Source organism: Telmatospirillum sp. J64-1, from assembly GCF_006980715.1.
GTDB classification, from domain to species: Bacteria; Pseudomonadota; Alphaproteobacteria; order Rhodospirillales; family Magnetospirillaceae; genus Oleiliquidispirillum; species Oleiliquidispirillum nitrogeniifigens.
On the sequence record NZ_SBHN01000005.1, the window covers coordinates 1 to 24,754 of the forward strand.

The 24,754-nt window shown below is 62.0% G+C and carries 27 protein-coding genes and 1 tRNA gene; 10 read left to right on the forward strand and 18 right to left on the reverse strand.

The window, feature by feature from the left end; genetic code table 11:
* From EPD66_RS05945 to EPD66_RS05955, 3 genes are all read right to left on the reverse strand, one after another.
* Window positions 1–849: toprim domain-containing protein (locus tag EPD66_RS05945; protein WP_370511867.1), on the reverse strand; the 849-nt coding region annotated here is incomplete at its 3' end.
* The gene (locus EPD66_RS24555) at window positions 762–1,532 is read right to left on the reverse strand and encodes a toprim domain-containing protein (RefSeq protein ID WP_142847579.1); all 771 of its coding nucleotides are present in this window, start codon (window positions 1,530–1,532) and stop codon (window positions 762–764) included. The genes EPD66_RS05945 and EPD66_RS24555, both read right to left, overlap by 88 nt.
* 3 nt (window positions 1,533–1,535) lie before the next feature.
* Window positions 1,536–1,784 carry a hypothetical protein gene (locus EPD66_RS05955; RefSeq protein ID WP_142847065.1) on the reverse strand — a complete coding sequence of 83 codons (249 nt, stop codon included), beginning with the start codon at window positions 1,782–1,784 and terminating at the stop codon, window positions 1,536–1,538.
* 393 nt (window positions 1,785–2,177) lie between these two features.
* Here EPD66_RS05955 and EPD66_RS05960 point away from each other — a divergent pair, with 393 nt between their 5' ends.
* The 3 genes from EPD66_RS05960 (at window position 2,178) to EPD66_RS05970 (ending at window position 3,593) form a co-directional block, all read left to right on the forward strand.
* The gene (locus EPD66_RS05960; protein ID WP_142847580.1) at window positions 2,178–2,855 is read left to right on the forward strand and encodes a hypothetical protein; all 678 of its coding nucleotides are present in this window, start codon (window positions 2,178–2,180) and stop codon (window positions 2,853–2,855) included.
* A 96-nt stretch (window positions 2,856–2,951) separates the two neighbouring features.
* Window positions 2,952–3,140 (forward strand): type II toxin-antitoxin system HicA family toxin, encoded by a 189-nt coding sequence (locus EPD66_RS05965; RefSeq protein ID WP_142847067.1) that lies wholly within the window; start codon window positions 2,952–2,954, stop codon window positions 3,138–3,140.
* Between the two features lie 54 nt (window positions 3,141–3,194).
* The gene (locus tag EPD66_RS05970; protein ID WP_142847581.1) at window positions 3,195–3,593 is read left to right on the forward strand and encodes a type II toxin-antitoxin system HicB family antitoxin; all 399 of its coding nucleotides are present in this window, start codon (window positions 3,195–3,197) and stop codon (window positions 3,591–3,593) included.
* Window positions 3,594–3,691: 98 nt separating this feature from the next.
* Here the strand turns inward: EPD66_RS05970 and EPD66_RS05975 are convergent, their stop codons facing one another.
* On the reverse strand, window positions 3,692–3,922 hold the full coding sequence (locus EPD66_RS05975; protein ID WP_142847069.1) for an ogr/Delta-like zinc finger family protein: 231 nt from the start codon (window positions 3,920–3,922) through the stop codon (window positions 3,692–3,694).
* Window positions 3,919–4,149, reverse strand: a complete 231-nt coding sequence (locus EPD66_RS05980) for a helix-turn-helix domain-containing protein (RefSeq protein WP_142847582.1) — start codon at window positions 4,147–4,149, stop codon at window positions 3,919–3,921. The genes EPD66_RS05975 and EPD66_RS05980 overlap by 4 nt, the downstream gene beginning before the upstream one ends.
* Window positions 4,150–4,292: 143 nt before the next feature.
* Between EPD66_RS05980 and EPD66_RS05985 the strand changes: the two genes are divergently transcribed.
* The gene (locus EPD66_RS05985; protein ID WP_142847583.1) at window positions 4,293–4,748 is read left to right on the forward strand and encodes a hypothetical protein; all 456 of its coding nucleotides are present in this window, start codon (window positions 4,293–4,295) and stop codon (window positions 4,746–4,748) included.
* On the opposite strand, the gene EPD66_RS24000 is transcribed toward EPD66_RS05985, so the two are convergent.
* The 7 genes from EPD66_RS24000 to EPD66_RS06015 all read right to left on the reverse strand — a co-directional run bounded on the left by EPD66_RS24000 (window position 4,726) and on the right by EPD66_RS06015 (window position 10,517).
* On the reverse strand, window positions 4,726–4,887 hold the full coding sequence (locus tag EPD66_RS24000; RefSeq protein ID WP_185961277.1) for a hypothetical protein: 162 nt from the start codon (window positions 4,885–4,887) through the stop codon (window positions 4,726–4,728). The genes EPD66_RS05985 and EPD66_RS24000 overlap by 23 nt on opposite strands.
* 731 nt (window positions 4,888–5,618) lie before the next feature.
* The gene (locus tag EPD66_RS05990; RefSeq protein WP_142847584.1) at window positions 5,619–5,855 is read right to left on the reverse strand and encodes a hypothetical protein; all 237 of its coding nucleotides are present in this window, start codon (window positions 5,853–5,855) and stop codon (window positions 5,619–5,621) included.
* 375 nt (window positions 5,856–6,230) lie between these two features.
* The gene (locus EPD66_RS05995; protein ID WP_142847585.1) at window positions 6,231–7,916 is read right to left on the reverse strand and encodes a hypothetical protein; all 1,686 of its coding nucleotides are present in this window, start codon (window positions 7,914–7,916) and stop codon (window positions 6,231–6,233) included.
* A 354-nt stretch (window positions 7,917–8,270) separates the two neighbouring features.
* Window positions 8,271–9,245 (reverse strand): contractile injection system protein, VgrG/Pvc8 family, encoded by a 975-nt coding sequence (locus EPD66_RS06000; protein ID WP_142847586.1) that lies wholly within the window; start codon window positions 9,243–9,245, stop codon window positions 8,271–8,273.
* A complete protein-coding gene (locus tag EPD66_RS06005) occupies window positions 9,242–9,679 on the reverse strand; it encodes a phage tail protein (protein WP_142847587.1) in 438 nt (145 codons plus the stop codon). Before EPD66_RS06005 ends, EPD66_RS06000 begins: the two co-directional genes overlap by 4 nt.
* A 2-nt stretch (window positions 9,680–9,681) precedes the next feature.
* A complete protein-coding gene (locus tag EPD66_RS06010; RefSeq protein WP_142847588.1) occupies window positions 9,682–9,975 on the reverse strand; it encodes a hypothetical protein in 294 nt (97 codons plus the stop codon).
* Window positions 9,976–10,157: 182 nt separating this feature from the next.
* Complete coding sequence (locus EPD66_RS06015) at window positions 10,158–10,517, reverse strand: bifunctional 2-polyprenyl-6-hydroxyphenol methylase/3-demethylubiquinol 3-O-methyltransferase UbiG (RefSeq protein ID WP_142847589.1); 360 nt, start codon at window positions 10,515–10,517, stop codon at window positions 10,158–10,160.
* A 218-nt stretch (window positions 10,518–10,735) separates the two neighbouring features.
* Here EPD66_RS06015 and EPD66_RS06020 point away from each other — a divergent pair, with 218 nt between their 5' ends.
* Window positions 10,736–12,037, forward strand: a complete 1,302-nt coding sequence (locus tag EPD66_RS06020; RefSeq protein ID WP_255448383.1) for an MFS transporter — start codon at window positions 10,736–10,738, stop codon at window positions 12,035–12,037.
* A gap of 10 nt (window positions 12,038–12,047) precedes the next feature.
* Here EPD66_RS06020 and EPD66_RS06025 read toward each other — a convergent pair whose 3' ends face one another.
* A complete protein-coding gene (locus EPD66_RS06025; protein WP_142847591.1) occupies window positions 12,048–12,944 on the reverse strand; it encodes a LysR family transcriptional regulator in 897 nt (298 codons plus the stop codon).
* A gap of 133 nt (window positions 12,945–13,077) precedes the next feature.
* Between EPD66_RS06025 and EPD66_RS06030 the strand changes: the two genes are divergently transcribed.
* Together EPD66_RS06030 and EPD66_RS06035 are read left to right on the forward strand one after the other, a co-directional pair.
* On the forward strand, window positions 13,078–14,262 hold the full coding sequence (locus tag EPD66_RS06030; RefSeq protein WP_185961278.1) for a YbfB/YjiJ family MFS transporter: 1,185 nt from the start codon (window positions 13,078–13,080) through the stop codon (window positions 14,260–14,262).
* A complete protein-coding gene (locus EPD66_RS06035) occupies window positions 14,259–14,864 on the forward strand; it encodes a glutathione S-transferase family protein (RefSeq protein WP_142847593.1) in 606 nt (201 codons plus the stop codon). Before EPD66_RS06030 ends, EPD66_RS06035 begins: the two co-directional genes overlap by 4 nt.
* Before the next feature lie 9 nt (window positions 14,865–14,873).
* On the opposite strand, the gene EPD66_RS06040 is transcribed toward EPD66_RS06035, so the two are convergent.
* Window positions 14,874–15,416 carry a TetR/AcrR family transcriptional regulator gene (locus tag EPD66_RS06040; RefSeq protein ID WP_221930890.1) on the reverse strand — a complete coding sequence of 181 codons (543 nt, stop codon included), beginning with the start codon at window positions 15,414–15,416 and terminating at the stop codon, window positions 14,874–14,876.
* Between the two features lie 162 nt (window positions 15,417–15,578).
* Between EPD66_RS06040 and EPD66_RS06045 the strand changes: the two genes are divergently transcribed.
* Window positions 15,579–16,319 carry a 3-oxoacyl-ACP reductase family protein gene (locus tag EPD66_RS06045; RefSeq protein WP_142847595.1) on the forward strand — a complete coding sequence of 247 codons (741 nt, stop codon included), beginning with the start codon at window positions 15,579–15,581 and terminating at the stop codon, window positions 16,317–16,319.
* 92 nt (window positions 16,320–16,411) lie between these two features.
* Here EPD66_RS06045 and EPD66_RS06050 read toward each other — a convergent pair whose 3' ends face one another.
* The 4 genes from EPD66_RS06050 to EPD66_RS06065 form a co-directional block, all read right to left on the reverse strand.
* A complete protein-coding gene (locus tag EPD66_RS06050; protein WP_142847596.1) occupies window positions 16,412–17,929 on the reverse strand; it encodes an ATP-binding protein in 1,518 nt (505 codons plus the stop codon).
* Window positions 17,926–18,768 (reverse strand): protein-glutamate O-methyltransferase CheR, encoded by an 843-nt coding sequence (locus tag EPD66_RS06055; RefSeq protein WP_142847597.1) that lies wholly within the window; start codon window positions 18,766–18,768, stop codon window positions 17,926–17,928. The genes EPD66_RS06050 and EPD66_RS06055 overlap by 4 nt, the downstream gene beginning before the upstream one ends.
* A 4-nt stretch (window positions 18,769–18,772) precedes the next feature.
* The gene (locus EPD66_RS06060; RefSeq protein WP_142847598.1) at window positions 18,773–22,342 is read right to left on the reverse strand and encodes a response regulator; all 3,570 of its coding nucleotides are present in this window, start codon (window positions 22,340–22,342) and stop codon (window positions 18,773–18,775) included.
* Between the two features lie 430 nt (window positions 22,343–22,772).
* Window positions 22,773–22,847, reverse strand: a tRNA-Val gene (locus EPD66_RS06065).
* 155 nt (window positions 22,848–23,002) lie between these two features.
* Here EPD66_RS06065 and EPD66_RS06070 point away from each other — a divergent pair.
* Together EPD66_RS06070 and EPD66_RS06075 are read left to right on the forward strand one after the other, a co-directional pair.
* Window positions 23,003–23,899, forward strand: a complete 897-nt coding sequence (locus tag EPD66_RS06070) for an N-formylglutamate amidohydrolase (RefSeq protein ID WP_142847599.1) — start codon at window positions 23,003–23,005, stop codon at window positions 23,897–23,899.
* Window positions 23,896–24,459 (forward strand): GNAT family N-acetyltransferase, encoded by a 564-nt coding sequence (locus tag EPD66_RS06075; RefSeq protein WP_142847600.1) that lies wholly within the window; start codon window positions 23,896–23,898, stop codon window positions 24,457–24,459. Before EPD66_RS06070 ends, EPD66_RS06075 begins: the two co-directional genes overlap by 4 nt.
* Window positions 24,460–24,754: the final 295 nt, after the last annotated feature.

Sequence of the window (24,754 nt, forward strand, 5' to 3'; positions counted from 1 at the left end):
CTGGCGGTATTCCCGCTGGTCGCCGATATGCAGGTGCAGGGACTGGTTGAGGGACTTGATCGAGAGGTTGCCGATCTCGAAGAAGTCTTCTTCGTTCCGCTCGTAGACCTGCCCGCCTGTAACGGCCAAGCTGGGGAAGACCCAGGCCTTGTGCTCTTTGCTGTAGCCGATGAAGGGCGTGGTTTCGACGATCTTGATGTCATCGAGATAATGCGAGACCAGCCAGTTCAGCTGGCCGGTATTGCCACTGAATAGAGCCCCTGGCGCGATCGAGAGAAGACGCTTCTTGAACTCGGCTGCCGCCGCGACCTGGCCGCCGGTGAAGGTGTTCTTGATGACGTGGCGGCCATGCGGGAACTGGACGCGGGTATAGTACCAGCTTTCGTCGGTCAGCTTGTTCTGCTGGAAATACAGGAATTCGATGTCGCAATTGGCGATGGTGAAGACCTTGGCCGACTTTTTCGCCGCCACCACCTCGTCGGGCACATCGGAAGCGGGATTAGGGATCGTGCCGTCTTCGATCGCCTTCAGGTTGGCGGCATAGATGTCGTCGGGCAGTTCCCACCAGAAGGTGCGGTAATCGTGCTTCACGGCGAAGGCGCGGGAGCCATGGCGCTGCCAGATCAGCAGGCCTTTCTCCATGGCGTTCGCCGCCAGGTGCAGATCGCCGTGGAAGCGATACCGCTCGATATCCTTCGGCTCCAGATCCCCGGCCAGATGCAAATCGTTCCAGTCGGTCTTCTTCCGGCCCTTCTGCGGGATCAGGGCGCAACGGTTGCTGAATCCTTCCTGGTGGGCCCGGGCGATATGCTTCTTGGTGTACTTCTTGCCGGCGGGATCATTGTCCAGCGCCCAACCAAGGTGACATCCTTGGTCGTCAGGGCATCCAGCATGGTGGCCGGATAGTTGTTGCAGGACAGCGTGGCCACCGCCTTGATGCCGTGCATATGCAGGGCGATGGCGTCCAGGCAGCCTTCGACCAGCCAGATCTCGTCACCATCCTCAACCGCCATGCCGGGCGGCTGCCACCACAGGCCCTTGTGGGGGCCGACGAAATTGGCCTTGCGCTCTTCGGTGGTGCCGTCTTCTTCCGTGACGCGCACGGTTTCGACCAGGCGCTCCATCCAGATGCCGTTTGTCCGGTCCAGATCGAAGACGACGGTGGCGGTGGTTCGGTTGCCCCTGGGGTGGGAATAATGGCCCTGGCGATACCAGCCCTTGATCTTGGATGGCGTGAAGCCGCGGACGAAGGCCATATAGGCGTCGGCCGTGGCATTGGGGTCTTCGGTGGTGGCGGGGAAGCGCTCGTTGAACTTGCCGAAGGCGTCGGGGTAGAGCTCCTTCGTCGTGGCCGACCAGCCGCATTTGTTCTCGCGGCCGCATTTCACGACCCAGGGGGTCTCGGCCGATGTGAACACTTCCTTGTGGTTACACTTGGGGCAGGTGCCCTGCTGCAGCCATTGCCCGCGTTCCTTGAATCGGAAGTCGGACTTCAGGCGGCGCAGGACATCCTCGCGGATGTCCTCTCGCATGGCTCAGCCTTCGGTCGTCTCGGTGGTGTCGGGGCCGGTCTGCGCCAGCAGGTCCTGCAGGAAGACGACCGCGCTCAACGCCTCACGCCCCATGGCGATGGCCGAGGCCTCGACCTGGGCCGCGAATTCGTAATGTCCGGCAAGGCGGGCGCGATCGGCCATGTCGGCGCGGGTGATGGCGACGGCGGCCAGCATGCGGGCGACCCGCAGCAATTGGCGCAGGCGCACTTCGGGTATGGGGATGTCGGTCATGACACAAGCCCTCTTGGTGGCGTGGGTAACGCACCACCAGTGGGGCTTCTCACGGCGCCGCTGGTGGCGGGAGGGTGAGAACCCAAGGAACCTGCCAAGAGTCAGGGCTTGAGCGGGCTTATTCCCCCGAAGGGTGTTGTATTCACCGCCCTCCCGCCGAAGCGAGATGCGCGCCGGACAAACTCCGGGCGCAAAAATAGCCGCAGGCTGACGGGGCGGCTGTCCGCTCTTGGTGCTCCTGAAGGTTCTCACGCCTTCAATGATTACGATAGGCCGGGCAGCGCCACCGTGCAAGGGGAGGAATTCAACAGTGATGGAAGGAGAGACTCGACTTCTGGTGGTGAAGAGCGTTCCCTTCTGGGTTGAATTTCGTAACCTACAGGGGGAAAACCTATGGAAGCTCTCTTCGGATTTTTGACGCTGATAGCCTTGATCGGCGTCGTGGTCAGCCTGATCAAGCCCAAGCTCATTCTGCCCAAAGCGGAGAATCCGAGCCGGCTGAAAGCCTTCGCCTCGTCCCTTGTTGTGCTGCTGGTGGTATTGGGCGCCGGAGTAGCTATCACCCCGGCGCCCGAAGCAGATCAACACCAAGCGCAGGCCACAACCGAGGAAACCAAAGTCGAGACAATTCCGGCTACTCCTGTGACCGCTTCCACGGAAGAAATAGAACCGCTGGTTGTTCATGGCATCGGCATTTCCAAGAGCAATGCCTTGGAGTTTTTCACCGAACTCGGCTTCGCCCAGGAACAGGGAATGTCCGTCGATGGTCAGGAAAAATGGGTGGGGAAATCCGGCACCGCAATCAGCGAAGTGCAGGCCATAGAAGACGAAGCCTCTTCCATGGGATTGATGCTGATCTTTTCCCAGAACGAGGAACAGAACACCACGAACCTTCTGCGCATGGTCGCCTTGGCAAAATTCACTGTGCCCGATTGGGAAAACAGCCTGGAATGGATGTCCAATGCGATCCAAGCTGGTGGCAACGAGATCGTGGTCGATGGACGCCAAGTTTCCATGACTGTCGCCCGCGAACTGAACATAGCTGCCCTGAGCATCAAGGCCGCCGATTAGCAGCACAATGATCTGTGTGTATAACACACATCTTTCCGCTTGCACCTCCTTGCCAACTATGTGTATTATACACACATAAGTAACGAGGACAGGGGAATGGACAGCAGAGAGATCATCCGAAGGCTCGAAGCCGATGGGTGGTATCTGGTCAGGGTCAACGGCAGCCATCACCACTACCGCCACCCGACAAAGCCAGGAACCACCACGGTGCCCCACCCCAAGAAGGACATGAAGGTCGGGACCGTCAGGAGCATCGAGAAACAGGCCGGGGTGAAGCTGCGATAAGCAGCTTCCTTCCCCTTCTTTGCAACCATTCCCGCCAACAGCGGAGACAGTGACATGCGGCGACGCTATGTGGGCATCATCGAGCGGGGCGAGGAGCCCGGCTATAGCATCTTCTTTCCCGACTTTCCCGGCTGCGGAAGTGCGGGCGACAGCATCGAGGAAACGGTCGAGATGGGCCAGGAAGCCCTGACGGGGCATATCGCCGTCATGGCCGAATACGGCGACCCCATCCCCGATCCGACCCCGCTGGACAAGATTGAGATCGACGCCGACGTACAGGAAGTGGTCCGGGTGCTGATTGAAGTCGGCGTGCCGGGCCGGGTGAAACGGATCAACATCACCATGGACGAAAACCTGATCGAGGAGATCGACCGGGTTGCCGGGGAAGGCAAGCGCTCGGCCTTCCTGGCCGATGCTGCCCGTCACGCACTGGCAGCACAGCGCTTGGCCTGAGCGAGTGGCGACAGGATGGGGGGCGGATAGTCGTGCCCCCTGCCCTGCCCCATAAGCCGGTATTGCCGTCTGGTACATGCTGATCCCCCGTTGAGCGACTAGGCCAGCACCGGGATGCGGACGTCATCGCATGGCGCCGCGCTGGGTGCGAGGGTGCGCACCGGCGTCACGGACGCGACGAAGATATGGCCGCATTTCGGGTTCTGGCAGACATATGTGACTTCCCGGTACATCCGCGAAATCTGCTTGGTCTTGACCGTCTTGCAGTCGGTTTCGCAGTGCGGGCACTGGGTCTTGTTGCTGGATTTCGGCATGGCGATCACCTTCACGACGGAGGTTCCTCGCCACTCGTTGTCGGATATCGGCTCGGCCAGATTTCCTCGGGCTTCTTGCCGATGGCTTTGGCGATGGCCTGTTCGGCCTTGGGCCAATGCCGCTTCAGGGCGATCGTGCCGGCGGTGCGGTCGAGGCCCGCGTTACGGGCGACACTGCTGAGGCTGAGCCCCCTCAGCGCCAGTTCCGCCTTGATTTTTTCTCTCGCCCAATCGTTGTGCATAGTTGCCTCTCGAGTAAAATCGAGGGATGTTTTCAACATCGTTGAACGGATACCGATTAAAATCGGTATTTGCAAGCGAAAATGGCGAAGATAGTCGCCAATTTGGCGAATTATGTCGATCTTAATCGTGATGCGGTGCCCTGATGGACGATGTTGAGACCTACCGGCGCGAGCTGGGCGAACGCCTGGCGGTGGTGACGGCGCGCTTTCCCAGCAAAGGCGCAGCCGCCCAGGCGGCGGGCGTCACCACGGAACAGTTCAACAAATGGCTGGCGGGATCGGTGAAGGTGCCGGTCGAAGGGCTGTGGCGCCTAGCTCGGTCGGCCGGGGTCGATTTCAAATGGCTATGTGCCGGCGGCGGCGCCGATCTGGCCGTGCATCCCGATAATAATCGAGCCTTGCGGGCGGACGTGATGCAGGACGTGCTGCAAGCGATGATCGGCGCCACCAGGGATGGCGACGTCGTTTATGCCAGCCCGGCCAAATTCTCGGAACTGGCGCTGGCCCTGCATGATTTCGTCATCGAGCAGCGCCGCAGCAGTGCGACGCCGGTGGACCTGGCGCAGATGGGGAACATCATACGACTCGCGTCACGATAACCAGCATGGTCGCGGCAGTGATCGCCAGGATGGCCAGCTTGACCAGGGCATCGATGGCCGGGTCGCCCGGTTGAGGAACCGGCTGCTTGGCTGGTTTAATGCTGCCCCGGATCAAGGCCTCGAGGTCTTCGCGCTCCATATCATCCTCTCTCTTTTTTGTTAGTGGCGCATGGGCATGCGCCGAGAGGGGGCACGGATGCCGGAGAGGAAGACGAGATCAACAGCCAATTGGACGCCAGCAGGGAAAGGGAAACACTCTATGATCAGGCTCCCAATTCGCATAAAATAATATATTACGGAACAAACGAAATGATATCAAAATCAAAATAAATGCAGCAAATGTAATTAAAATACTTTTATATTTAAGAAAAATAAATTATTAAGTAAAAATTATTTTTTAATTCACACCAATAATAAAATAAATTTTTATTTAGTTGTTTTTCATTATTTACCTTTTGATTAATAATTTCAGAAATTATCCCAGATATACCTTTATGCCGACTAGCACAAAAATTTGCCACACAAAAAAACACACCATAAATTGTTTAATAATATAGAAAGAGGAAAAACATGGCCGCACCTAACTGTCTCTGCGTAAAAGGAAACTTACCACAAGGCGGATACACCATATCATTCAAGGTGGATGGAGTTAGAGAAGGATGGAGATATGTCGAACTTGCATCTTCATGCATAGAAAATGATGACAGACCGGCCGAATACCGCTGGCTCCCAGCTCAAGGAGATACTAAATTGCTAGAAATACGTTTTACAAAGAAAGAAGAGCTTATGCTTTTTAGACTGAAGTCTCTTTCTTAAACGATCATTCATATGTCCAACAAACTCTCTGACAAGTAATTACAAGAACGCCTGCTATGTAACCTCGGTGACATAGCAGGCATCGACGATAATATGCACCACCTCGCCCGCCAGCCACTGGGTGTTGTCAATTTCGGGCCGCGAGCCTGACAGGGTGAGCGGCCGGTTGGCAATGATCTCGGGGCAGCCCTTGGCCAGGGCATCTATAGCCGGGTCGCCCTGCTGATGGTCCCGCTGTTTGGCCGGTTTGATGCTGCCCCGGATCAGGTCTTCGAGGTCTTTGCGCTCCATACCATCCTCTTTTCTTTGTCAGTGGCGCATGGGGCATGCGCCGAGAGGGGGGCACGGATGCCGGAGACACTAAGTCGGTCAACATCTATCGGCACATTTAGAGGCAGCTGCCACATTTACTCATAGTTGAGAGCTTGGCTCTGATAGAAAGTGGCCCCGCTGAGATGGGCGGGAGCGGACTGTAAACGGTTGCCGCTCGGATGTCTGCTTAACCGTTGTAAACGGACCTGGAAGCAGCCAGCCGAGCGGCAACCGCTATGGCTTAGTGGGGCCGATAGCCGCCATCAAAGAAGCGCTTACTAACGGCTGATTCGCGGGCCAAAGCTGCCGTGACTATTGGTCCATATATGTGCTCTCAATCAACAAGTTGGCTTCTCAATTCATGGCGTCGTCCCGGAAGGCCCGTATCGCGTCGTAGTTGAGGTTTAGCAGTGGTAGCTCGATCTTAGTGCCAAAGAGGTCGAAGCTCTTGTTCTCCCATCCGAGAACAGCATTTGCGCGGAGACTGGCCAATTCCTCTTCAACTGCATTACCTAAATTTGCGAATGAAAACTCCGCGTGCGTCGCCATTTTTTTTATGGCTGAACGTAACAGCACGGGGTTCAGCGGAACATATCCCTTAATCCCATTCCATGCCTTTTCTGTGCCAAGGCATGTCCGAACCAAGACACCACTACTCCAGACAACGCCCGAGACCTTCCGCCCAATCGCAGACGAACAAATTGCATCCCTATCGTCGCTGCTGAGACTAAGAAAGCGCCTGATTTGCTTCGCAGCCTCAAGCGTCCGCGACTCGACCTGAGCCACCATGCGAGCCCCCTGCGGAGGTACGCCCGCTTTGGCCTGCATTTGAAACGCCGAGTTTGAAGCTTCGTGATACGCGATGAGATCGAGTTCTCCTTTCTCCCAATTTACGTTCTTTGCCACTTCGATGCCCGGTAGTGTCGCCAAGAACCGGGCTGCATCTTCTAGAAGAGCCGGCTCGAGGTGGCGTGAGACCACATTGTCGAACTTTTTCTTGTCTGTTCGCACAGTTGCGTACAGAAGGTTTCTTTCTGGCATCATTCGTTTTACGGCATGCGGAGAGAACAGAAGCGCGTCCCCAAGTCTGAGGAACGGTGGAAAGAAACCCTCGCCAACGCCTGATCGGTCGAGATTGTCTAGATCGATCGTGAAGAGGTCCACGATGCGTTCCGCCATATCAGGCTCCACCCCGGATAGACCTGCGGCGCATCCAATTATGTGGTTTCTGTTCAGAAGGGGCGACACCCATTCGCGCACTTCTCTCTGAAGCGCTTGTCGGCGCGGGCGAGTGAATGCACGTCCGGAAAGCAGTTCTGCAGCATCCGCCATCCCCAAGCAGAAGTCGGCGTAAGCCATAAGCGCCGCTCGGATTTGGATAAAATCTTTGCGTGAAAAGCCAAAACATTCATCAAACGCTTCGTCACTAAGAAGTGGAAGCTCAAATACGTTCTCGATGTAGTGTTCGTAGGCGTCATCCAAAACTTCGACCAAGGAATCTCCTGGGATGTAAGGCCAATCCTTGATCATTATTTTGCAGTTCTCGATTGGATATGGAGGCGGTTCGCGATCATGAGGCAAGACCATCTCCGACATCACAATGTCGTTCTCTTCGTGTTTCACGAACTCTTCGTCTGGATGGGTCAGCGCGAACACGGATGGCTCGTGCTGGACAGAGAAGAAGCCTCGCCGCACCAAGGGCATGATCTCGCAAAAGTGTGCATACCCCAACAACTGGTCGATATCTGTCTTGAACTGATCATCAACGACACTGAGCGCGTCATCGATCCCGGCCCCAACTTCGCGGGAGCATTTGCGAAAGAGTCGGGCGACATAGGACATGCGTGTGATTATTTCAGTCCCCACGTCGTCATTGCGTGGGCGCGTTCTGTTAAATCGAGTGCCCACGTATTTTTCATCAGCAGATAGATATATTAGCGAAAGCAGACTTCGTATCGGTAGATGCCAGATTGACAGTTTTTCGATAATCGCATCAGATTGCCGTTCAAATTTTTCAATTTCATCAATTGCTCTGGTCATTATTTAGATCCATTGCTTTATAAACCAAATCAATCGCGTCTTTATCCCTTTCCAGGCTTCAACGCTTGCGTAGACAACGGTACCAAACTCACGATGGGGGATGCGCTCGCCAATGTCCATCTCTGGCGAGAAGTAGACGTCTGATCCCCAAGTCGGAAACGTCGCGAATGGGCGCATAGCCGCCGATCTCGGTCCCCACTGGCAGTGTCCGCTCATCCACTGACACCGGAAAAACTGCCTCAAGGCACGGAGGGCACGGCGGGGCCGAACCCGGCGGTTTTCCCCTGGGCGACGAGCCGCACCGCCATTCGTCATGAACTTTCAGACGAAGACGCTCCCCTTTCCAACTAAGTCTCACCCCACCGTCTGCGCCGTCACCTCGGTGACATAGCCGCCATCGGCGATGGTATGCACCACTTCGCCCGCCAGCCATTGGGTGTTGTCGATTTCGGGCCGCCAGCCTGACAGAGTGAGCGGCCGGTTGGCGATGATCTCAGGGCGACCCTTGGCCAGCGAAAGGCGGATTTCCTTCTGCCCCCGGCGCAGGCGCGCCAGTTCCGCATTGGCCGCCGCCTGCGCTTCCTCTTCCGTCGGAAAGTCCCGTTTCAGCGTCTTCATGCTGCCCCCCTCCTCGCCTGCGATGGCGTAGAGGGTGGCGGAACTGAAGAGATAGCGCCACTTCGCCCGCACGCCGGTATAGGAGCCGCGATCCGCGATGGTGAAGTCATGACGATCCGTATCCGACCGAGCGACATGGACGGGCGTCAGGGGGCGACCGCTCAAGGTCACAGGATGCCCGGACGGCATGAACAGCAGGTGATCGCCCTTGATGGTGGCGATGGCGTCATAGTCCTGACCCAGGCGGGTCAGGAAATTGACGTCGCTTTCGTTGGTCTGGTCGATATGGGCGATGACGGTTGCTGCCAGCCCCGCCTCAAGGGCCGGGACCAGGTTGTTGCGCCTGGCGATGGCCGTCAGGATCTCGCCCAGGGTCAGGCCGTCATAGGCTTCCTCGCGCTGGTCCTTCAGCGGCCCCTGGAACTGAGCCGCCCGAGCGCGGATGGTAAGGACATCCGGCGGGCCGGAATGGGAAACCTCGTCCACCTGGAAGCTGCCCTTCTCGACCAGCTCGCCCTGCCAACCGATGGCCACGCGCAGCGTGGCACCCCGGCGGGGCAAGTTCAGGGCGCCGTCGGCATCGGAGAGGACGATTTCCACCTCGTCGGCTTCCATTCCCGGCTTGTCCGTCAGGCGCAGGCTGATCAGGCGCTGGGCCAAGCGCCCGGTAACGTCGATGGCGTCGGCGGTGATGGCGAAGGCCGGGATCATCGTGCCTCCGGCATACTGTCCATCAGGTTGCCCAGCCGGTCGGAGGATTCATCCCAGTAGCGGGTCAGCTTCAGCGTGAAGGCGATGCGGCGTGCCAAGCCGGGACCGGCAAAATGGCTTTGGGTTTCATCCACGGACTGGATGAACCATTTGCCCAGGTTCTCGCCCTGCCCGCTGACCATTATCCACGCCTTGCCGCTGGCCTGCATGGCCCGCAGCTTATCGAGATTGGCCGGGCCGCCGGTCAGTTCGGGCATCAGAACGCCGTCCAGGGTGATGGTATCCTCGCCCGGGCCGAGATGCTGGTAGGTCGGTCCCGCACCGACCGGGTTCCGGCTTTCCCAGCGTTCCTGAGTGGATCGCTTGATCTCGTTGAAGGGGGCGGTACTGAGGCCGAAGGTAAAGAGGCCCAAGGCCATGAGAGGCGCGGACATGATTATTCGGTCCCATCATAGAGGCGGTTACGGGCGGCGGCGCGGTCGTGGGATTGCGCGAGTTCAAGCTGCCGCCGGACCTCGCGCGCCAGGGCGGCCTCGTCCATGCCGGGGGCCGGGTTTACCGTGATCTGGATGTGCTGGGTAACAGGTGCCGGGGCCTGTGCCGCCGCCGCGACGGGCGACGTAGCCGCAACGGCAGCCACCGCCGCCACCGCCGTCGTGCGGATGGGACGCGGCTCCTGGATGGCGGGTGCGCGGCTTGCCGCCGCCACGGCAGGCTCCAGATCAGGCATGACAGTAGAAGTTCCCTGGAGTTTTGCCGCATAGATCGTCTCTATGGGAAGATCGACTGTCTTATTGGCTCCCAAAGAATTTGCCGCCTGAATCATTTCAGGGGGAATTACTGGTGCATCTTTTTTTCCGAAAAGCCCGCCGACCTTGTCAGCTACCCAGGAGATCGGTGTCATCAAGATGCCTAGAGGAGCTGGAACGAGCCCGCGGGCAGAACGAGAGCATCGAAACGCCTGTCGAACTCGAAGTCGTCGAAGCTGGCATCCTTGATGTCTGGGGATACGCCATGGTCGGCGCAGTTGCGTTTGAGGAAGCCGAGCATGTGGGCGGAGTTGTCGAAGCCGGTCATGGTGAAGCCGGCCTTCGCCAGAGGAATGAGGGCCCGCCCATTGCCCGCTGCAGGTTCGAGCACATTCCTTGCGCCTGCCGCCTTGAGGCGGTTGCGATAGAATTCGATATCGCCAAAGGAGCGCCCGACAGGCTTATCAAGATTGTAAATCAAGGCGGCAAGGCTGCCATAGGCGGGACGGTACTCCTCAATCATTCCCGTTTTCCTGTTCGATAGGTCTCACTTCGCCTTCGTTCAGTGCTCGTAGTAAGTTCCCAAGAGGAAATTGACCAGTCGTTCATCGGAGAGGATCTCTCGAACGAAACGCTCGTCCATAAGCATCTGTCTCGACCGTCGCATCAGCGCTGTCAGCTACGACGGAGGAATGGAGATTAGGCAATGGAACGGCAGAGGGGATCGGTCAGCCCTGTTGAGTGCAAACCGTTTCCGCTCATAATGGGCGGCAGATACTCTTCGAGCAACCGCCCCATCGGCATCACGAGGAAATCATGTCTCACGCCGAGGCCGGCACCGACACAGAGCGCGTGCCTGCAAATTCGTACGAACACGAGTTGGGCAACGTCCTGCGCCTTACCGTCGCCCAAGCGCTTGCCGGTTCAAACGCGGTCGTCGTGTACGCAACGGGTGCCATCGTCGGCAACATGCTCGCGCCCAATCCTGCGCTGGCGACCCTGCCGATCTCCATCTTTGTGGTGGGAATGGCGGTCTTCACCTTGCCCACCGGTGTCATTGCCCGGCGCCATGGCCGCCGCGCCGCCTTCCTGACGGGAACGGGATGCGGCGTCCTCGTCGGCCTGCTCTCCGCTTTGGCGGTGGTCATGGGGTCGTTCTGGCTGTTCTGCGCGGGAATGATCTTCGGCGGCGCCTATGCCGCCGTGGTGCTTTCATTCCGCTTTGCCGCCGCCGATTGTGCCCCGCCCGAGCGACGCCCACGGGCCATGTCCGCCGTCATGGCGGGCGGGGTGTTCGCGGGCGTCATCGGGCCGCAACTCGTCACCCATACGATGGATCTGTGGCTGCCTTACATGTTCGCGGCGACATATCTGGCCCAAGCCGCCGTCGCCTTCATCTCGGCCCTCGTCCTCCTCGGGGTCCGGTTGCCGGTGCCGACGGGAGGGAAGGCTGCCGCCGGTCGGCCGCTCGGCGTCATCATGCGCCAGCCCCGCTTCATCACCGCCGTGACCTGCGGGATCGTCTCCTACCTGCTCATGAACTTCCTGATGACCGCCGCCCCCTTGGCGATGCGGCTTTGCGGCTTGCCGCAGGAGACGGCCAATCTGGGCCTGCAATGGCATGTGATCGCAATGTATGCCCCAAGCTTCTTCACCGGGCGGCTGATCTCGCGCTTCGGCGCCAATCGCATCGTGGTCACCGGCCTTGCCCTGATCGCCGCCAGTGCCGTGACCGGGCTGGCGGGGGTGGAGGTGGGACATTTCTGGCTGAGCCTGATCCTGCTCGGCGTCGGCTGGAATTTCGGCTTCCTGGGGGCCTCTGCCCTGGTGCTGGAATGTCACCGCCCCGAGGAACGGACGCGGGTGCAGTCGATCAACGATTTCATCGTGTTCGGGTTCATGGCCGTCGGCTCCTTCGCATCCGGGGGCGTGCTGGCGACCTATGGTTGGGATACCGTCCTCTGGGTCTCGTTCATCCCCCTGACCGTGGCGGTCGCGGCCCTCGCCGTCTCGGCCTCACCCCGCCTCCGCGGCCAGGGATAGAGCGCGGCCGTCACGCGACCGCCCGCTCCTCCTGCCAGCCGATGCGGGCATATTCGCCGAAATGGCGCAGGGCGGACGTCACCAGGGAGCCGCGGCGGCGGACCAGGACGGTGGGAACCGCGTTCCACGGGGCAGGCACCGGATATAGGCGGACGGCATGGGCCAGGCGGGAGCCCTCCACCGCCATCCGGGGCAGCAGGGCCACGCCGATCCCTGCGGCCACGCCGCCGATGATCCCCTCCAGCGTCCCGAATTCCTGGATCCGTACATGCCGGGCGTTCAGGAAGGACAGCAGCCCCAGCAGTCGTTCGCGATAGGCGCAACCGCGCCGGAAGCTGAGCGCCGCCAAGCCGGGACGGGACAGCAAGTCCGGCCATGCCGGGCCTGCGGCGGCAGCGGCGATCACCATTTCCTCCACCCCGAGCAGCTCGGCCTCGAGAGCGGGATCCTCCACCGGACCGGCGACCAAAGCGGCGTCCAGGCTGAAATTGGAAAGCGCGGTCAGCAGGAATTCGGTGGGGCCGGTCTCCAGCGCCAGTTCGACTTGCGGAAAGTCGCGGTGATAGGCGGCAAGGATCGCGGGCAGGCGCATGGCCGCCGTGGTTTCCATGCAACCGATGACGAGCGGCCCCTGCACCACCCCCGGGTCCAGCAAATCCCGCACGGCGAGGCGGGCCTCGGCCAGGGTGGCGGCGACCTGCCGCGCATAGGGCAACAGCACTTCCGCCGCCCGCGTCGGCTGGACACCGCGCCCGTTGCGATGAAACAGGGCCACCCCGAGTTCCGCCTCCAAGGCGCGGATGCGCGCGGTCACGTTGGATTGGACGCAGTTGAGGCGGCGGGCCGCTGCGGTGACGCCGCCCTCCTCCACCACCGCAGCGAAAAAGGCCAGATCCGTGCTGTCCATGTGACACCATCAATAATACTGAACGCTGTTATCAGAACTCTTCGCTTTTTATGATGTCAAGCCTATGGCAGCCTCGGGACCTGAACAGTCTCAGGACCCGACAATGCCGAGATCGACGAGGCAGGCACACACGATGAGCGCCCCCCAGGAACAGACAGCGGCAGCGCCGGTCTGGCTCGCACCGGCACTGGCCGGGCTTGCGGCCACCTTGCTGGGGCTGGGACTGGCGCGTTTCGCCTATACGCCGCTTCTGCCTGCGCTGGTCACCGAGGGATGGCTGAGCAGCAGCGACGCCACCTACCTGGGGGCGGCCAATCTGCTGGGCTATCTGCTCGGCGCCCTGATCGCCGCCCCCCTGGCGCGGCGCTGGCCGGCCCGGGACATTCTGCGCCTGGCCATGATGCTGACGGTGATTTCGCTTGCCGCCTGCGCCTGGAATGGCGGCCTGCCCTGGCTGACCTTCTGGCGCGTGCTGGCCGGGGCGACGGGGGCGGTGCTGATCGTGCTGGCCGGTCCCACGGTGCTGGCGAGCGTACCGAAGGGCCTGAAGCCGCGGGCCATCGGCGTCGTCTTCTCGGGCATCGGCATCGGCGTCGTCCTGGCAGGCTTCGGCGTACCGGCCCTGGTCCCGGCGGGGCTCGGGACGGTGTGGCTGGCCTTGGCCGCGCTGGCGCTGGGCCTCACGCTGCTGGCCTGGCGGCACTGGCCGCCGGTGATAGCCCGGAGCGAGCGGACGGAAGCCGCGCCGACACCGAAGCTGGCGCCCCTGCTGCTGTTCACCCTGGCCTATGCCGGGGATGGAATCGGCTATGTCCCCCATACCCTGTTCCTGTCGGATTACGTCGCCCGGGGTCTGGGGCTCGGCGTCGGGATCGGCGGCGTGATCTGGGCCGCCTTCGGCATCGGCGCCATGCTGGGCGCCCTGTTCGGCGGGTGGCTGGCCGGACGCCTGGGCTTCGGCCCCGCCTTCGCCCTCGCGCTCGGGGTCAAGGCCCTGGCCGTCGCCCTACCGCTCGGCCTTACCGCCATTCCGGCGCTGGCCCTGTCCGCCTTCCTGGTCGGCCTGCTGACCCCCGGTTCCGTCACCCTGGCCTCGGGCGTGGCGGCATCCCTGGCCGGTCCGGCGGGCCACATGGCCGCCTGGGGGCGCATGACCGCCGCCTTCGCGCTCACCCAGGTCGTGGGCGGCTATGCCCTTTCCGCCCTGTTCGCCGCCTGGGGCGATCACCGCCCTCTCTTCGCCATCGGCGCCGCCTGCCTTGCCGCAGGGGCCCTTTCCGCCCTGATTGCCAACCATCTCAGCCGGAGGCCCTCATGAAGCTGTTCGTCAACAAAACATCCCCCTATGCCCGCAAGGTGCTGGTGCTGTTGCAGGAAAAGGGGGAAGCCGGGGCAAGAGTCGCGGTCGTGCAGACCGATCCCTGGGCATCGCCGGAGGATCTTCTTGCCGTCAACCCGGCCTCGAAGGTGCCGAGCCTGGAGACGGATGACGGCTGGTCCCTGGGGGAAAGCTGGGCCATCGCCGAATATCTGGACGCGGTCTTGCCCGGCCCCCGGCTGCTGCCTGCCGAGGGAGAAGCCCGGTGGCGGGAATTGCGGCTGGCCGCCATGGCCCAGGCCTTGACCGATGCCGCCTTCGACGCCGCCATCGAGAGTCGGCGGCCGGAAGGAGAGCGCTCTCCCGGTTGGGTGGCCCGGCAAATGGCCGCCGCAGTCCGGATGATCGCGGCCCTGGAATCAGAGGCGGAAATACTGGCCGGTGGCTTCGGCCTGGGCGCCTTGTCGGTGGGTGCGGCCCTGGATTATGTAGCCTTCCGGCATGCGGATCTGCAATGGCGCGAAACGGCACCCCGCCTGGCGGCATGGCATGCGGAGATCATCCGCCGTCCCTCCTTCCAGGCAACCGACCCGCGCGCCTGAGGCCGGCGTTCAAGGAGCCGTCCCCCAGGCGGCCATGGCATAGTCCGCGACCGCCAGCAAAGTCTCGCGGGACGCGCCGTCCCGCGCCTGGATCGACATCCCTTGCTGCACCGTGGCGAAATAGGAGGCCAGCGCCGCCACATCGGTCGCGGGCGTCAATTCTCCCTCTTCGACCGCCTGCCGCAGCCGCTCCTCGAGCTGGATCACATTCTCCTGCCTGCGCGCCTTGAGCTCGCCGCAGATCGCCGTGTTGCCGCCCTCCATCTGCGGGGCGGAGAGGACGATCATGCAGCCGCGCGCCGGGTTGCTGGCGGTATAGCGCTCGGCCGTCGCGCGCAAGAGGCGGTGGACCGCCTCTTTTGCCGTCGGCGCAGTTTCAAGATGGTTCCAGATGCCGCTGCCATCGGTTTGGGCATAAAGGTCGAGGGCTTCCCGGAACAGCTGTTCCTTGCTGCCGAAGGCGGCGTAGAGGCTTGGCGGGCTCAGGCCCAGCCTATCGGTCAAATCCGCAATCGAGGTGTTGTCGAAGCCCTTGCGCCAGAAGAGGTCCATCGCCTTGCGAAGGGCCTCTTGCCGATCGAATTGTCTTGGTCGCCCACGCGCGGCCATGCTGCCTCTCATTATTTATAGCAGTCGATATATAAATTCCTTGACAGCCGCAGGCAAGCCTTCCATCCATATATATATTGATTACTAAATAAATGGAGCAGGCAGATGCAGGACTTGAAGGGCAAGGTTGCGCTGGTGACCGGCGGCGGGCGCGGCATCGGGTTGGCGATTGCACGCCGTCTGGTCGCCCAGGGCGCCGCGGTGGCCGTGACCTATAGCCGCTCGGCCGAACAGGCGCGCCAATTCGTCGCCGAAACCGAAGAAGCAGGCGGCCGGGGCCTGGCCGTCAAAGCCGATAATCGCGATGCGCAGGCCGTGGAAGCCGCCGTGGAGCAGACGGTATCGTCTTTCGGTGGCATCGACATACTGGTCAACAATGCGGGGATCTTCGAGGCGCGGCCCCTTGCGGAATTCTCCGACGAAGACTTCAACCGGACCATGGACGTGAACGTCAAGGCCGTCTTCGTCGCGACGCGTAGCGCCGCGAAACATATGCGGGACGGAGGACGAATCATCTCCATCGGCAGCAATCTTGCCGAGCGTGTTCCGGCACCCGGAATCAGCCTTTATGCCATGAGCAAGGCCGCGCTGATCGGCTTCACCAAGGGGGCGGCGCGCGACCTCGGACCGCGCGGGATCACGGTCAATCTCGTCCAGCCGGGCTCGACGAACACCGAGATGAATCCAGCCGATGGTGAGACCGCGGACATGCAGCGCAGCTATATGGCGATCCCGCGCTACAACGATGCCGCCGAGGTCGCCGGACTCGTCGCCTGGCTGGCCGGTCCGGACGGCAGGGGCGTGACCGGCGCCAGCTTCACGATCGACGGCGGGGCAAACGCGTAAGGGCAGACGGCATCGAGAAGAGCGGACGCGCCTCGCCCTCCGGACCGGAACGTGTCCGCTTCGATGCTATGCCGGTTCGTCTCGACGAACGGTCAGGATTCCGGCTGCGGGAAGGACACCGTGAAGACCGAGCCCTTGCCGAGCTGGGAACGCACGTCGATGGTAACGCCGAGCAGCTTGGCCGCCCGCTCGACGATCGCCAGTCCCAGGCCGCTGCCCATCGCCCGGTCCCGCGACGGATTGTCCAGCTGGTGGAATTCGTTGAAGATGTCGAGGAGGCTGTCTTCCGGGATACCGATCCCCGTATCCCAGACCTCCACCCGAAGCCTGCCCTGGCGCCGCCGCAAGCCGACCAGCACCTTGCCGCGCGGGGTATACTTCACCGCATTCGAGACGAGATTGAGCATGAGGCGCTCGAACAGGCCCGGATCGGTCCGCACCACCTCGTTGGTTTCGACCAGCCTGAGGACAATGCCCTTGGCCTCGGCCGATGCCTTCTGGCTCGTCATCACCTTCGCCAGGATGTCGCCGATCCGGCATTCGACGGCGGCCACGCTGGTCGCGCCGGTTTCCAGCTTCGAGACGTCCAGCAGGTCGTTCAACTGCTCGCTGAGGATTTCCACGCATTGCTTGGCCGCGACCAGCGGCGGCTCGTTCCCTTCGGGCATGCGCTGGGACAGGAGTTCCAGGTAGAGGCCGAGGGCATGGAGCGGCTGGCGCAAATCGTGGCTGGCCGCCGCCAGGAAATGCGACTTCGCCAGATTGGCCCGCTCGGCCTCATGCCTGGCCCTGGCGATCGCCTGTTCGGCCCGGCTGCGCTCTGTGATGTCGACGGCCATGCTGATGGTCAGACGGCGCCCATCCGGCAAGGGCGCCAGACTGCCGGAGGTGAAATCCCACAGCAATTGCTGGCCTTCCGCCGTATGGATGGGGAACTGGCCCTCGCGCCTCAGCCCGTCCTCCGACGGGGCGCCGTCGGCACGCGCCACCCAAAGGGCGATGGACGGGTCCTCATGGGGCGCGTATCCGGTCAGTTCGGACCATTTGCGGCTGAGGACGATCACCTCGCCGTCCTCGGCGTGCAGCAGGACGGGAAAGGGCGAATCGGTCAAGGCTTGGCGGAAGCGCAATTCGCTTTCCTTCGCCGCCACCCGCATTGCCTCGCCACGCGCCAATTGCCGTTGCAGCGTCATGCGCATGGACTGGAGTTCCAGGAAGGCCGAAACCTTCGCCGCCAGGACGATGTCGTCCACCGGCCCCTCGATGTAGTCGATGGCGCCGACGGCATAGGCGCGATGGCGATTGGCCGAATCGCAGGAGCGGGGGTCGATGAAGAGGATCGGAATATGGCGGGTGCTTTCCTCCTCCTTCAGCAGCGCCGCCACCTCGAAAACCTCCATTTCCGGCAGATCGACCGTCAGCAGGACCAAGGCGAAATCCTCGGCAACGCAGCGGGCGAGAACCTCGTTCCCGGTCTGCGCCGTGACCAGTTCGCAATCCGTACGGTTCAGCTTGCCGCCCAGGAAAAACAGATGCTCGGGATCGCGGTCGACGAGCAATATCTTCGGCTTGGCGAGTATCGTCGTCGCTGAGATCCGAGAAAACGTCATACCCTGCCCTCCTCGGCGCGCCGAAAGATCCGAAGTTCCTGATCAAGGGTCGTGAAAATTGCCCGGGCGTCAGTGTGCCGTAAACTTTCCCGGTTCCCTAGACATAGAAAGCCCCCACGGGTCAAGCTTTCATGAAACAGTTTCAGGACGCGATTCTGGAGCTGCTCGTCGAAATATATCATGACATTACGGCACATGATCATCTGCACTTCGCAGAACACGCCGTCGGACACCAGGTTGTGATGCGCGAAGACTATGTTTTTGCGCAGACTGTCCGCCATGCGGATGAAGCCGTAACTGGCGTTGTAGTAATCCGAGAAATCGGCCTTGCCGCCGCCCTCCCGATAGTTGCGTTCCATGTCGGCAAGGTCGCGGGAGGGGAAGATGCCGTCCTCCGCCTTCTGCAAGGCCACGTCGTTGATGTCCGTCGCATAGATCTGGGTCCGCTCCAGCAGCCCTTCCTCCCGCAGCAGGATCGCCAGGGAATAGGCTTCCTCGCCATTGGCACAGCCCGCCAGCCAGACATTGATGCGGGGATAGCTGTGCAGCAGCGGCACCACGGTCTCGCGCAGCGCCCGGAAGACCGGGGGATCGCGGAAGAACTCGCTGACCGGCACCGACAGATGCGACAGGACCTGGCGCAGGAAATTCTCCTCGTGGATGACCCGCGGGATCAGTTCCGAGACATTGCGGCACCCGACCGCCGCCGTCAGGGCCAGGACCCGCCGCCTCAGAGAGGCCTTGGCGTAATGCCTGAAATCATAGCCCTGATGCCGCGCCAAGGCTTCAAGGAACAGCGATATCTCAAGCTCCTGCACATCGGCGGCTTGACGAGTCACGATCTCAGGCCATCACCAGGTTGCGCATGAGGGCCAGCAAGGCGTCGATCTCGACCGGCTTGGACATGTATTCGGTCGCCCCCGCCTGGATGCATTTGTCGCGGTCCCCAGGCATCGCCTTGGCCGTCAGGGCGATGATCGGCAGGGTCTTGAAGCGCGGATGGCGGCGGATTTCCCGCATCGTCTGATAGCCGTCCATGCCGGGCATCATGATGTCCATCAGCACGCAATCCACCTGCGGCGCCTCGTCCAACTGGGCCAGGGCCTTCTGGCCGTCCTGGGCCATCAGGACCTTCAGCCCCTTGGCCCGCAGGACCTTGGACAGGGCGAAGGCATTCCGCATGTCGTCATCGACCACCAGAACGGTGCAGCCGCTGCCCACCTCCTGCTTGGCCTGCTGCGCGCGCAAGGCCATCTGCTGTCCCTCGGGCAGATGGCTCTGCACGCTGTGAAGGAACAGCGTCACCTCGTCCAGCAGGCGCTCGGGGGCCCGGCCGCCCTTGATGACGATGCTGTCGGTATGCTCGCGCAGGGCCAGGGTCTCGGCGGCGGTCAGGTCGCGCGCCGAATAGACCACCACCGGCGGCAGCGTCAGATTCTCGCGGACGCAGCGGTCGAGCCATTCGACGCCGTCGATGTCCGGCAGGCCCAGGTCGAGGATCAGGCAATCGTAGCGGCCGCCCTGGCGCAGAAGCTCCATGGCCTTCTCGCCCGAGTCTGCCTCGCTGATCTCCACTTCCCGGCCGCGCAGCAGGGTGGTCACCGCCTTGCGTGTCGCCGGGTCGTCCTCCACCAGCAGAACCCGCCGGGGCTCGGAGGCCTTGCCGGAATGGCGCAGACGGTCCAGCACGCCCTCGATCACCTCGCGGCTGACCGGCTTGGTGGCGAAACCGACCGCCCCCAGGTCGAGTCCCCGGCCATCTCCGTCATGGGCGGACATGAAATGCACCGGGATATGGCGGGTCTCTGGAGCCTGCTTCAGCCTCTCCATCACCGTCCAGCCGTCGAGGCGAGGCAGACCGACATCGAGCACGATGCCCGTCGGGCGATAGGTCTTCGCCAGTTCGAGTCCGGCCATGCCGTCGCCGGCCAACAGGCATTTGAAACCGCGCTTGCGGGCAAGGTCGCAAATGATGCGGGCGAAGGCGGGATCGTCCTCGATCACCAGAATGGTTTCGTCCTGCGGCGTCAGGGTGTCGCGGTCATCTTCCTGCGTCTGCGGCGACAGGAAGGGCGCAGGCTTCGGCGGCGGAGGAAGCGCCGGGGATTCCGCCTGCTCTGCGGGAACCGGCAAGGCGGGCGTCAGCGGCAGGACCAGGGTGAAGACGCTGCCCTCCCCTTCGACGCTGGAGACCAGGACGTCGCCGCCCAGGAAGCGGGCGAGCTTGCGGGAAATGCTGAGGCCCAACCCGGTCCCGCCATAGCGCCGGCTGGCACTGCCGTCCACCTGTTCGAAGGCTTCGAAGATGCGGCTCAACTGATCGGACGGAATGCCGATCCCGCTATCGGCCACCTCGATGGCCAGGGCCTCGGTGACATCGAGGCCGACGATGGCGAAGGCCGCCACGTCCCTGGGCCGCTCGAGGCGTACGGAGATGCCGCCGCTCTCGGTGAACTTGATGGCATTGCTCACCAGATTGTTGAGGATCTGGTCGATCTTGCCCCGGTCGGACCGCCAGGCGGCGGGCAGGTCGGCGGCGGCTTCGACGGTGAAGGTCAAGCCCTTGGCTTCCGCCAGTCGGCGGAAGCGGCGGCGGATGGATTCGGTGAATTCCTCCTGTTCGATCGCGCTCGCCACGATCTCCATCTTGCCGGCCTCGACCTTGGAAAGGTCGAGGATGTCGTTGAGCAGCCGCAGCAGATGCGTTCCGCTTTCCTCAATGACCCGCGCCGAATCCACCTGATCCGCGCTGAGATTGCCCTCTTCGTTGTCCGCCAGGCTGCGGGCCAGGATCAGCAAGCTGTTGAGCGGCGTGCGCAATTCGTGGGACATGTTGGCGAGGAATTCGGACTTGTAGCGGCTGGCCGTTTCCCGCTCCAGGGCGCGGTGGTCGGCCTCCATCCTGGCGATCTCCAGGATCTTGGCCTGCTCGTCCATCTGCCGGGCCTTTTCCTCGAGCTCCTCGTTGGTGGCCTGCAATTCCTCGCGCTGCGCCCGCAATTCCTCTTCCGAAGCCCGCAATTCCTCGTTGGCCGCCTGCAACTGATCGCTTTGCGCCCGCAATTCCTCTTCCGAGGCCCGCAATTCCTCGGCCTGCTTCTGGGTCTGGTCGAGCAGCAGCCGGGTATGTTCGTTGCGTTCGAGGATTTCCAGATTGAGCGCGATCAGCGGCGCGGCTTCCTCGATCAGGGCCTGCTGCTCGGCGGTGAAGGGACCGAAGGCGCCGATCTCGATCACGCCGACGACCTTGTCCTTGGTCATGAGCGGCACGACCAGCACCTGGCCCGGCACGGCATCGCCCATCCCGGAATTGATGCGGCGGGGATAGTCGCCGGGAAGATCGGTGAGCAGGATGGGCTTGCCGCCGAGCGCCGCCTGGCCGACCAGCCCCTCTCCCGGTGCGAAGGCGGCCCTGATGTCGAGCGCCGCCGTGACACCGTAGCCGCCGGTCAGCCGCCAAACCTTGCCGTCCTCGTCCCAGACATAGAAGGCGCCGACTCCGCCCTTCAGCAGAGGCACCAGGGTTTCGATGGCCGTCTGGCACAGATCGCGGCGGGTGGCGGCCTGCTGCAAAAGCTTGCCCAGCTGCGCCAGATGCGCCTTGACCCAGTGCTGGCCCTCCAGCCGCCCGGCCGCATCCTTCAGCACCTGAACCGCCCGCGCCATCATCGAGACTTCGCTGCGGCCCTCGCGGAACGGCACCTCGATGCTCAGGTCGCCCGCCGCCAGGGCCTGCATGCGGTGACGCAGGATACCCAGCGGCCCCACGATCCCGCGCGTGATCGCGACGGCGAGGAACAACCCCAGCAGGGTCAGCACCAGCAAAGCCCCGACCACGTGGAGGAAGGCTTCCTGCCGTGCGGCGTTGGCGGCAGCCCTCTTTTCCCACGCCATGTCACGGGCGAAGGTGACGATGTCGACAACCTTCTGCTCCACCACCGCTTCCGCCGGCATGCCGTGATTCAGGACATTGGCGACGGCCTCTTCGCGGCGGCCCTCGCGCATCAATTGCAGGCTGACCTGCCGCACGCGGCGACGCTCGTCCAGCGCCAGCAAGGCCTCGGTGACATCTTGCGGGTTGCCCTGGTAGACCCTGCGGACATTTTCGAGATGGGCGACCGTCTGGCGGTCGAGCTCGGCCAGCCGCGCCGCGATGCCCTCGACATCTTCCGGCCCCAGCACCTGCAACAGGCGCTGGCCCTCACCATACATCCTGGCGACGCCCAACCGCGCCTGCTGGACCTCGTCGATCACCGTCATGGAATGATCAAAGATCTCGTCGGTCAGTGTCGACATGACCGAGAGGGTTCGCAGCGCCAAAGCCCCCATCACCATGGTAACAAGGATCAGAACGGCAAACCCCATAGTCAGGCGAACGACTATGGGTAAGTTGGATAGCCGCGAAGAAAGCATACAGAAAGCCTTTTACCAGCATCGGCCGCCCTGCATCCGGCACAAAAACTTCCGTGTTCTTATACTATACAGCCCAGCCGAAGGCATTGACCGGGCGACAATCCTCGAATCCAGGGTGCAGATGTCTCACCACCATAATTTCTCGGCCTTATACAGCGGATATAAGCGGCCTGAACATGGTTTTTTGCGAGCCTATGACTATAGGGTGTAGCCCTGGCTGAAACGCCTATCCCAGGGGAACCGGCATATCCGTGGAAGACGTGAAGGCCGTCCTTCTTGCGGCCCCAGGCCGCCGGCCGCCTTTTGCCTGTGGCGGAGCCGGCCCGCTATTCAGGGATTAGCGACCACATTGCACCCACAAGCGCTGCGACCAAAAAAATTTGCGGGTCCTAGAAATGGCAAAACCCCAAGGTTTCCCTTGGGGTTTTGATGGTGGGCGGTACTGGGATTGAACCAGTGACCCCTACGATGTCAACGTAGTGCTCTCCCGCTGAGCTAACCGCCCTTTCGTCCGCCGCCGCCGTGTAGTGCGCTGCGGAGGCCGGTCTTTTAGCGCTGTCCGCAGGGCTTGGCAATACCTTTTTTTCACTTTTCGAACACAAAGGCTCCGGCACTGTTCGAAGGGATGACAGAAGGCCGGGATTCCTCTAAATCAGTTTCATGGACAGCATTCCAAACAAAGGCTGGCAGGCGCCCGAAGGCCAGGGAGAGGTCTTCGACATCACTGAACCGTCGCGGCAAACGGTTCCGCTGGTTTTCGCTTCGCCTCATAGCGGGCGCAACTATCCTGCGGATTTCGTCGCCGCCTCGGCACTTGATCCGCAGACCCTTCGCAAGTCGGAAGACAGCTTCGTCGACGAGCTGTTCGCTGCCGCGCCCGAATTCGGCGCGCCGATCATCCGCGCCCTCTTCCCGCGCGCCTATCTCGATCTCAACCGCGAACCCTACGAGCTGGACCCGGCCATGTTCGCCGACCGGCTGCCGCCCCATGCCAATGTCCGCTCGCCCCGCGTCGCCATCGGCCTGGGCACCATCGCCCGGCTGGTCGCCAGCGGCGCCGAGATCTATTCGCGCAAGCTGACCTTCGCCGAGGCTGAACAGCGCATCGCCCGCTTCTATCGCCCCTATCACGATGCCCTGGCCGGACTGATCGAGCGCACGCGCGCGCAATTCGGCTATTGCCTGCTGATCGACTGCCATTCCATGCCCTCGACCCCAGGTTCGACGGAGCGTGGCTCGGGCCAGGTGGATTTCGTGCTGGGCGACGTCTTCGGCACCTCGGCCGCACCCAGCCTCTGCGCCACGGTCGAATCCGTGCTGAAGGGCCAGGGATACCGCGTCGTGCGCAACACCCCCTATGCCGGCGGCTTCACCACCTATCACTACGGCCAACCTTCGCGGGGCGTGCATGCCCTGCAGATCGAGATCAACCGTCACCTCTACATGGTAGAGGAGACACACGAGCGCAGCCAGGGCTTCACCCGGCTCGCCAATCACCTGAGGGCGGTGATCGCCGCCCTGACCACCCTCCCCGCCTCGGACTTCGTGCCGCGATGACACCCTCCTCCCTCCTGCCTGTCCTGGTGCGCGATGCCACCGAAGAGGACATGGACGCCGTTTGCGCCATCTATGGCTATTACGTCACCCGCAGCTGCGCCTCCTTCGAGGAAGTGCCGCCTTCGGTGGAGGAAATGCGCGCGCGACGACGGACCGTGCTGGAGCGCGGCCTGCCCTATCTGGTGGCGGAATATGACGGCGACATCATGGGCTTCACCTATGCCGGCCCCTTCCGCCATCGCTCGGCCTATCGCTTCACCGTCGAGGATTCCATCTATGTCGGGCCGCTGGTCCAGGGCCGGGGCGTCGGCCGCGCCCTGCTGGGCGCCCTGATCGAACGCTGCTCGGCGCTGGGCTATCACCAGATGATCGGGGTGATCGGCGACTCGGCCAATATGGGATCGATCAACCTGCACCGCGCCATGGGCTTCCGCCAGGAAGGCGTGCTGCGCGAGGTCGGGTGGAAGTTCAACCGCTGGGTCGACGTGGTGATCATGCACCGCCCGTTGAGCCCGATGCCCGATCCCGCCGCCGACAAATCCCCCGAACCGGGCGCATAACGCAGCCGGTCGCCGACCGGGAATGCCGCGCCAGGCATGAACCCAATGTCACGGGCCTTTTTTCCTTTTCACAGGAGAAAAGGCCCGTTCTTTTTTTGGGGAACACCAATAAAAAATTTCTCTATAAATAAAACCCCAAAAACCTTTTCATGTAAAAAGAATATAAGAACCACGGCAAAATCCTCGCCACGCGTGGATCAGAATATCCTTCACACCCCTTGAATCATCTCCCGTTCCGGATAGATCAGCTATCTCGGCTGTTACATTCCTAGCTCGAATGTGGTATGAAGCCCTC

Coding starts and splice junctions, on each gene's coding strand:
- EPD66_RS24555 (WP_142847579.1), bottom strand. CDS start 1,532: ATGCGAGAGGACATCCGCGAGGATGTCCTGCGCCGCCTGAAGTCCGAC.
- EPD66_RS05955 (WP_142847065.1), bottom strand. CDS start 1,784: ATGACCGACATCCCCATACCCGAAGTGCGCCTGCGCCAATTGCTGCGG.
- EPD66_RS05960 (WP_142847580.1), top strand. CDS start 2,178: ATGGAAGCTCTCTTCGGATTTTTGACGCTGATAGCCTTGATCGGCGTC.
- EPD66_RS05965 (WP_142847067.1), top strand. CDS start 2,952: ATGGACAGCAGAGAGATCATCCGAAGGCTCGAAGCCGATGGGTGGTAT.
- EPD66_RS05970 (WP_142847581.1), top strand. CDS start 3,195: ATGCGGCGACGCTATGTGGGCATCATCGAGCGGGGCGAGGAGCCCGGC.
- EPD66_RS05980 (WP_142847582.1), bottom strand. CDS start 4,149: ATGCACAACGATTGGGCGAGAGAAAAAATCAAGGCGGAACTGGCGCTG.
- EPD66_RS05985 (WP_142847583.1), top strand. CDS start 4,293: ATGGACGATGTTGAGACCTACCGGCGCGAGCTGGGCGAACGCCTGGCG.
- EPD66_RS24000 (WP_185961277.1), bottom strand. CDS start 4,887: ATGGAGCGCGAAGACCTCGAGGCCTTGATCCGGGGCAGCATTAAACCA.
- EPD66_RS05990 (WP_142847584.1), bottom strand. CDS start 5,855: ATGGAGCGCAAAGACCTCGAAGACCTGATCCGGGGCAGCATCAAACCG.
- EPD66_RS05995 (WP_142847585.1), bottom strand. CDS start 7,916: ATGACCAGAGCAATTGATGAAATTGAAAAATTTGAACGGCAATCTGAT.
- EPD66_RS06000 (WP_142847586.1), bottom strand. CDS start 9,245: ATGATCCCGGCCTTCGCCATCACCGCCGACGCCATCGACGTTACCGGG.
- EPD66_RS06005 (WP_142847587.1), bottom strand. CDS start 9,679: ATGTCCGCGCCTCTCATGGCCTTGGGCCTCTTTACCTTCGGCCTCAGT.
- EPD66_RS06010 (WP_142847588.1), bottom strand. CDS start 9,975: ATGCCTGATCTGGAGCCTGCCGTGGCGGCGGCAAGCCGCGCACCCGCC.
- EPD66_RS06015 (WP_142847589.1), bottom strand. CDS start 10,517: ATGATTGAGGAGTACCGTCCCGCCTATGGCAGCCTTGCCGCCTTGATT.
- EPD66_RS06025 (WP_142847591.1), bottom strand. CDS start 12,944: ATGGACAGCACGGATCTGGCCTTTTTCGCTGCGGTGGTGGAGGAGGGC.
- EPD66_RS06030 (WP_185961278.1), top strand. CDS start 13,078: ATGAGCGCCCCCCAGGAACAGACAGCGGCAGCGCCGGTCTGGCTCGCA.
- EPD66_RS06035 (WP_142847593.1), top strand. CDS start 14,259: ATGAAGCTGTTCGTCAACAAAACATCCCCCTATGCCCGCAAGGTGCTG.
- EPD66_RS06040 (WP_221930890.1), bottom strand. CDS start 15,416: ATGGACCTCTTCTGGCGCAAGGGCTTCGACAACACCTCGATTGCGGAT.
- EPD66_RS06045 (WP_142847595.1), top strand. CDS start 15,579: ATGCAGGACTTGAAGGGCAAGGTTGCGCTGGTGACCGGCGGCGGGCGC.
- EPD66_RS06050 (WP_142847596.1), bottom strand. CDS start 17,929: ATGACGTTTTCTCGGATCTCAGCGACGACGATACTCGCCAAGCCGAAG.
- EPD66_RS06060 (WP_142847598.1), bottom strand. CDS start 22,342: ATGCTTTCTTCGCGGCTATCCAACTTACCCATAGTCGTTCGCCTGACT.
- EPD66_RS06070 (WP_142847599.1), top strand. CDS start 23,003: ATGGACAGCATTCCAAACAAAGGCTGGCAGGCGCCCGAAGGCCAGGGA.
- EPD66_RS06075 (WP_142847600.1), top strand. CDS start 23,896: ATGACACCCTCCTCCCTCCTGCCTGTCCTGGTGCGCGATGCCACCGAA.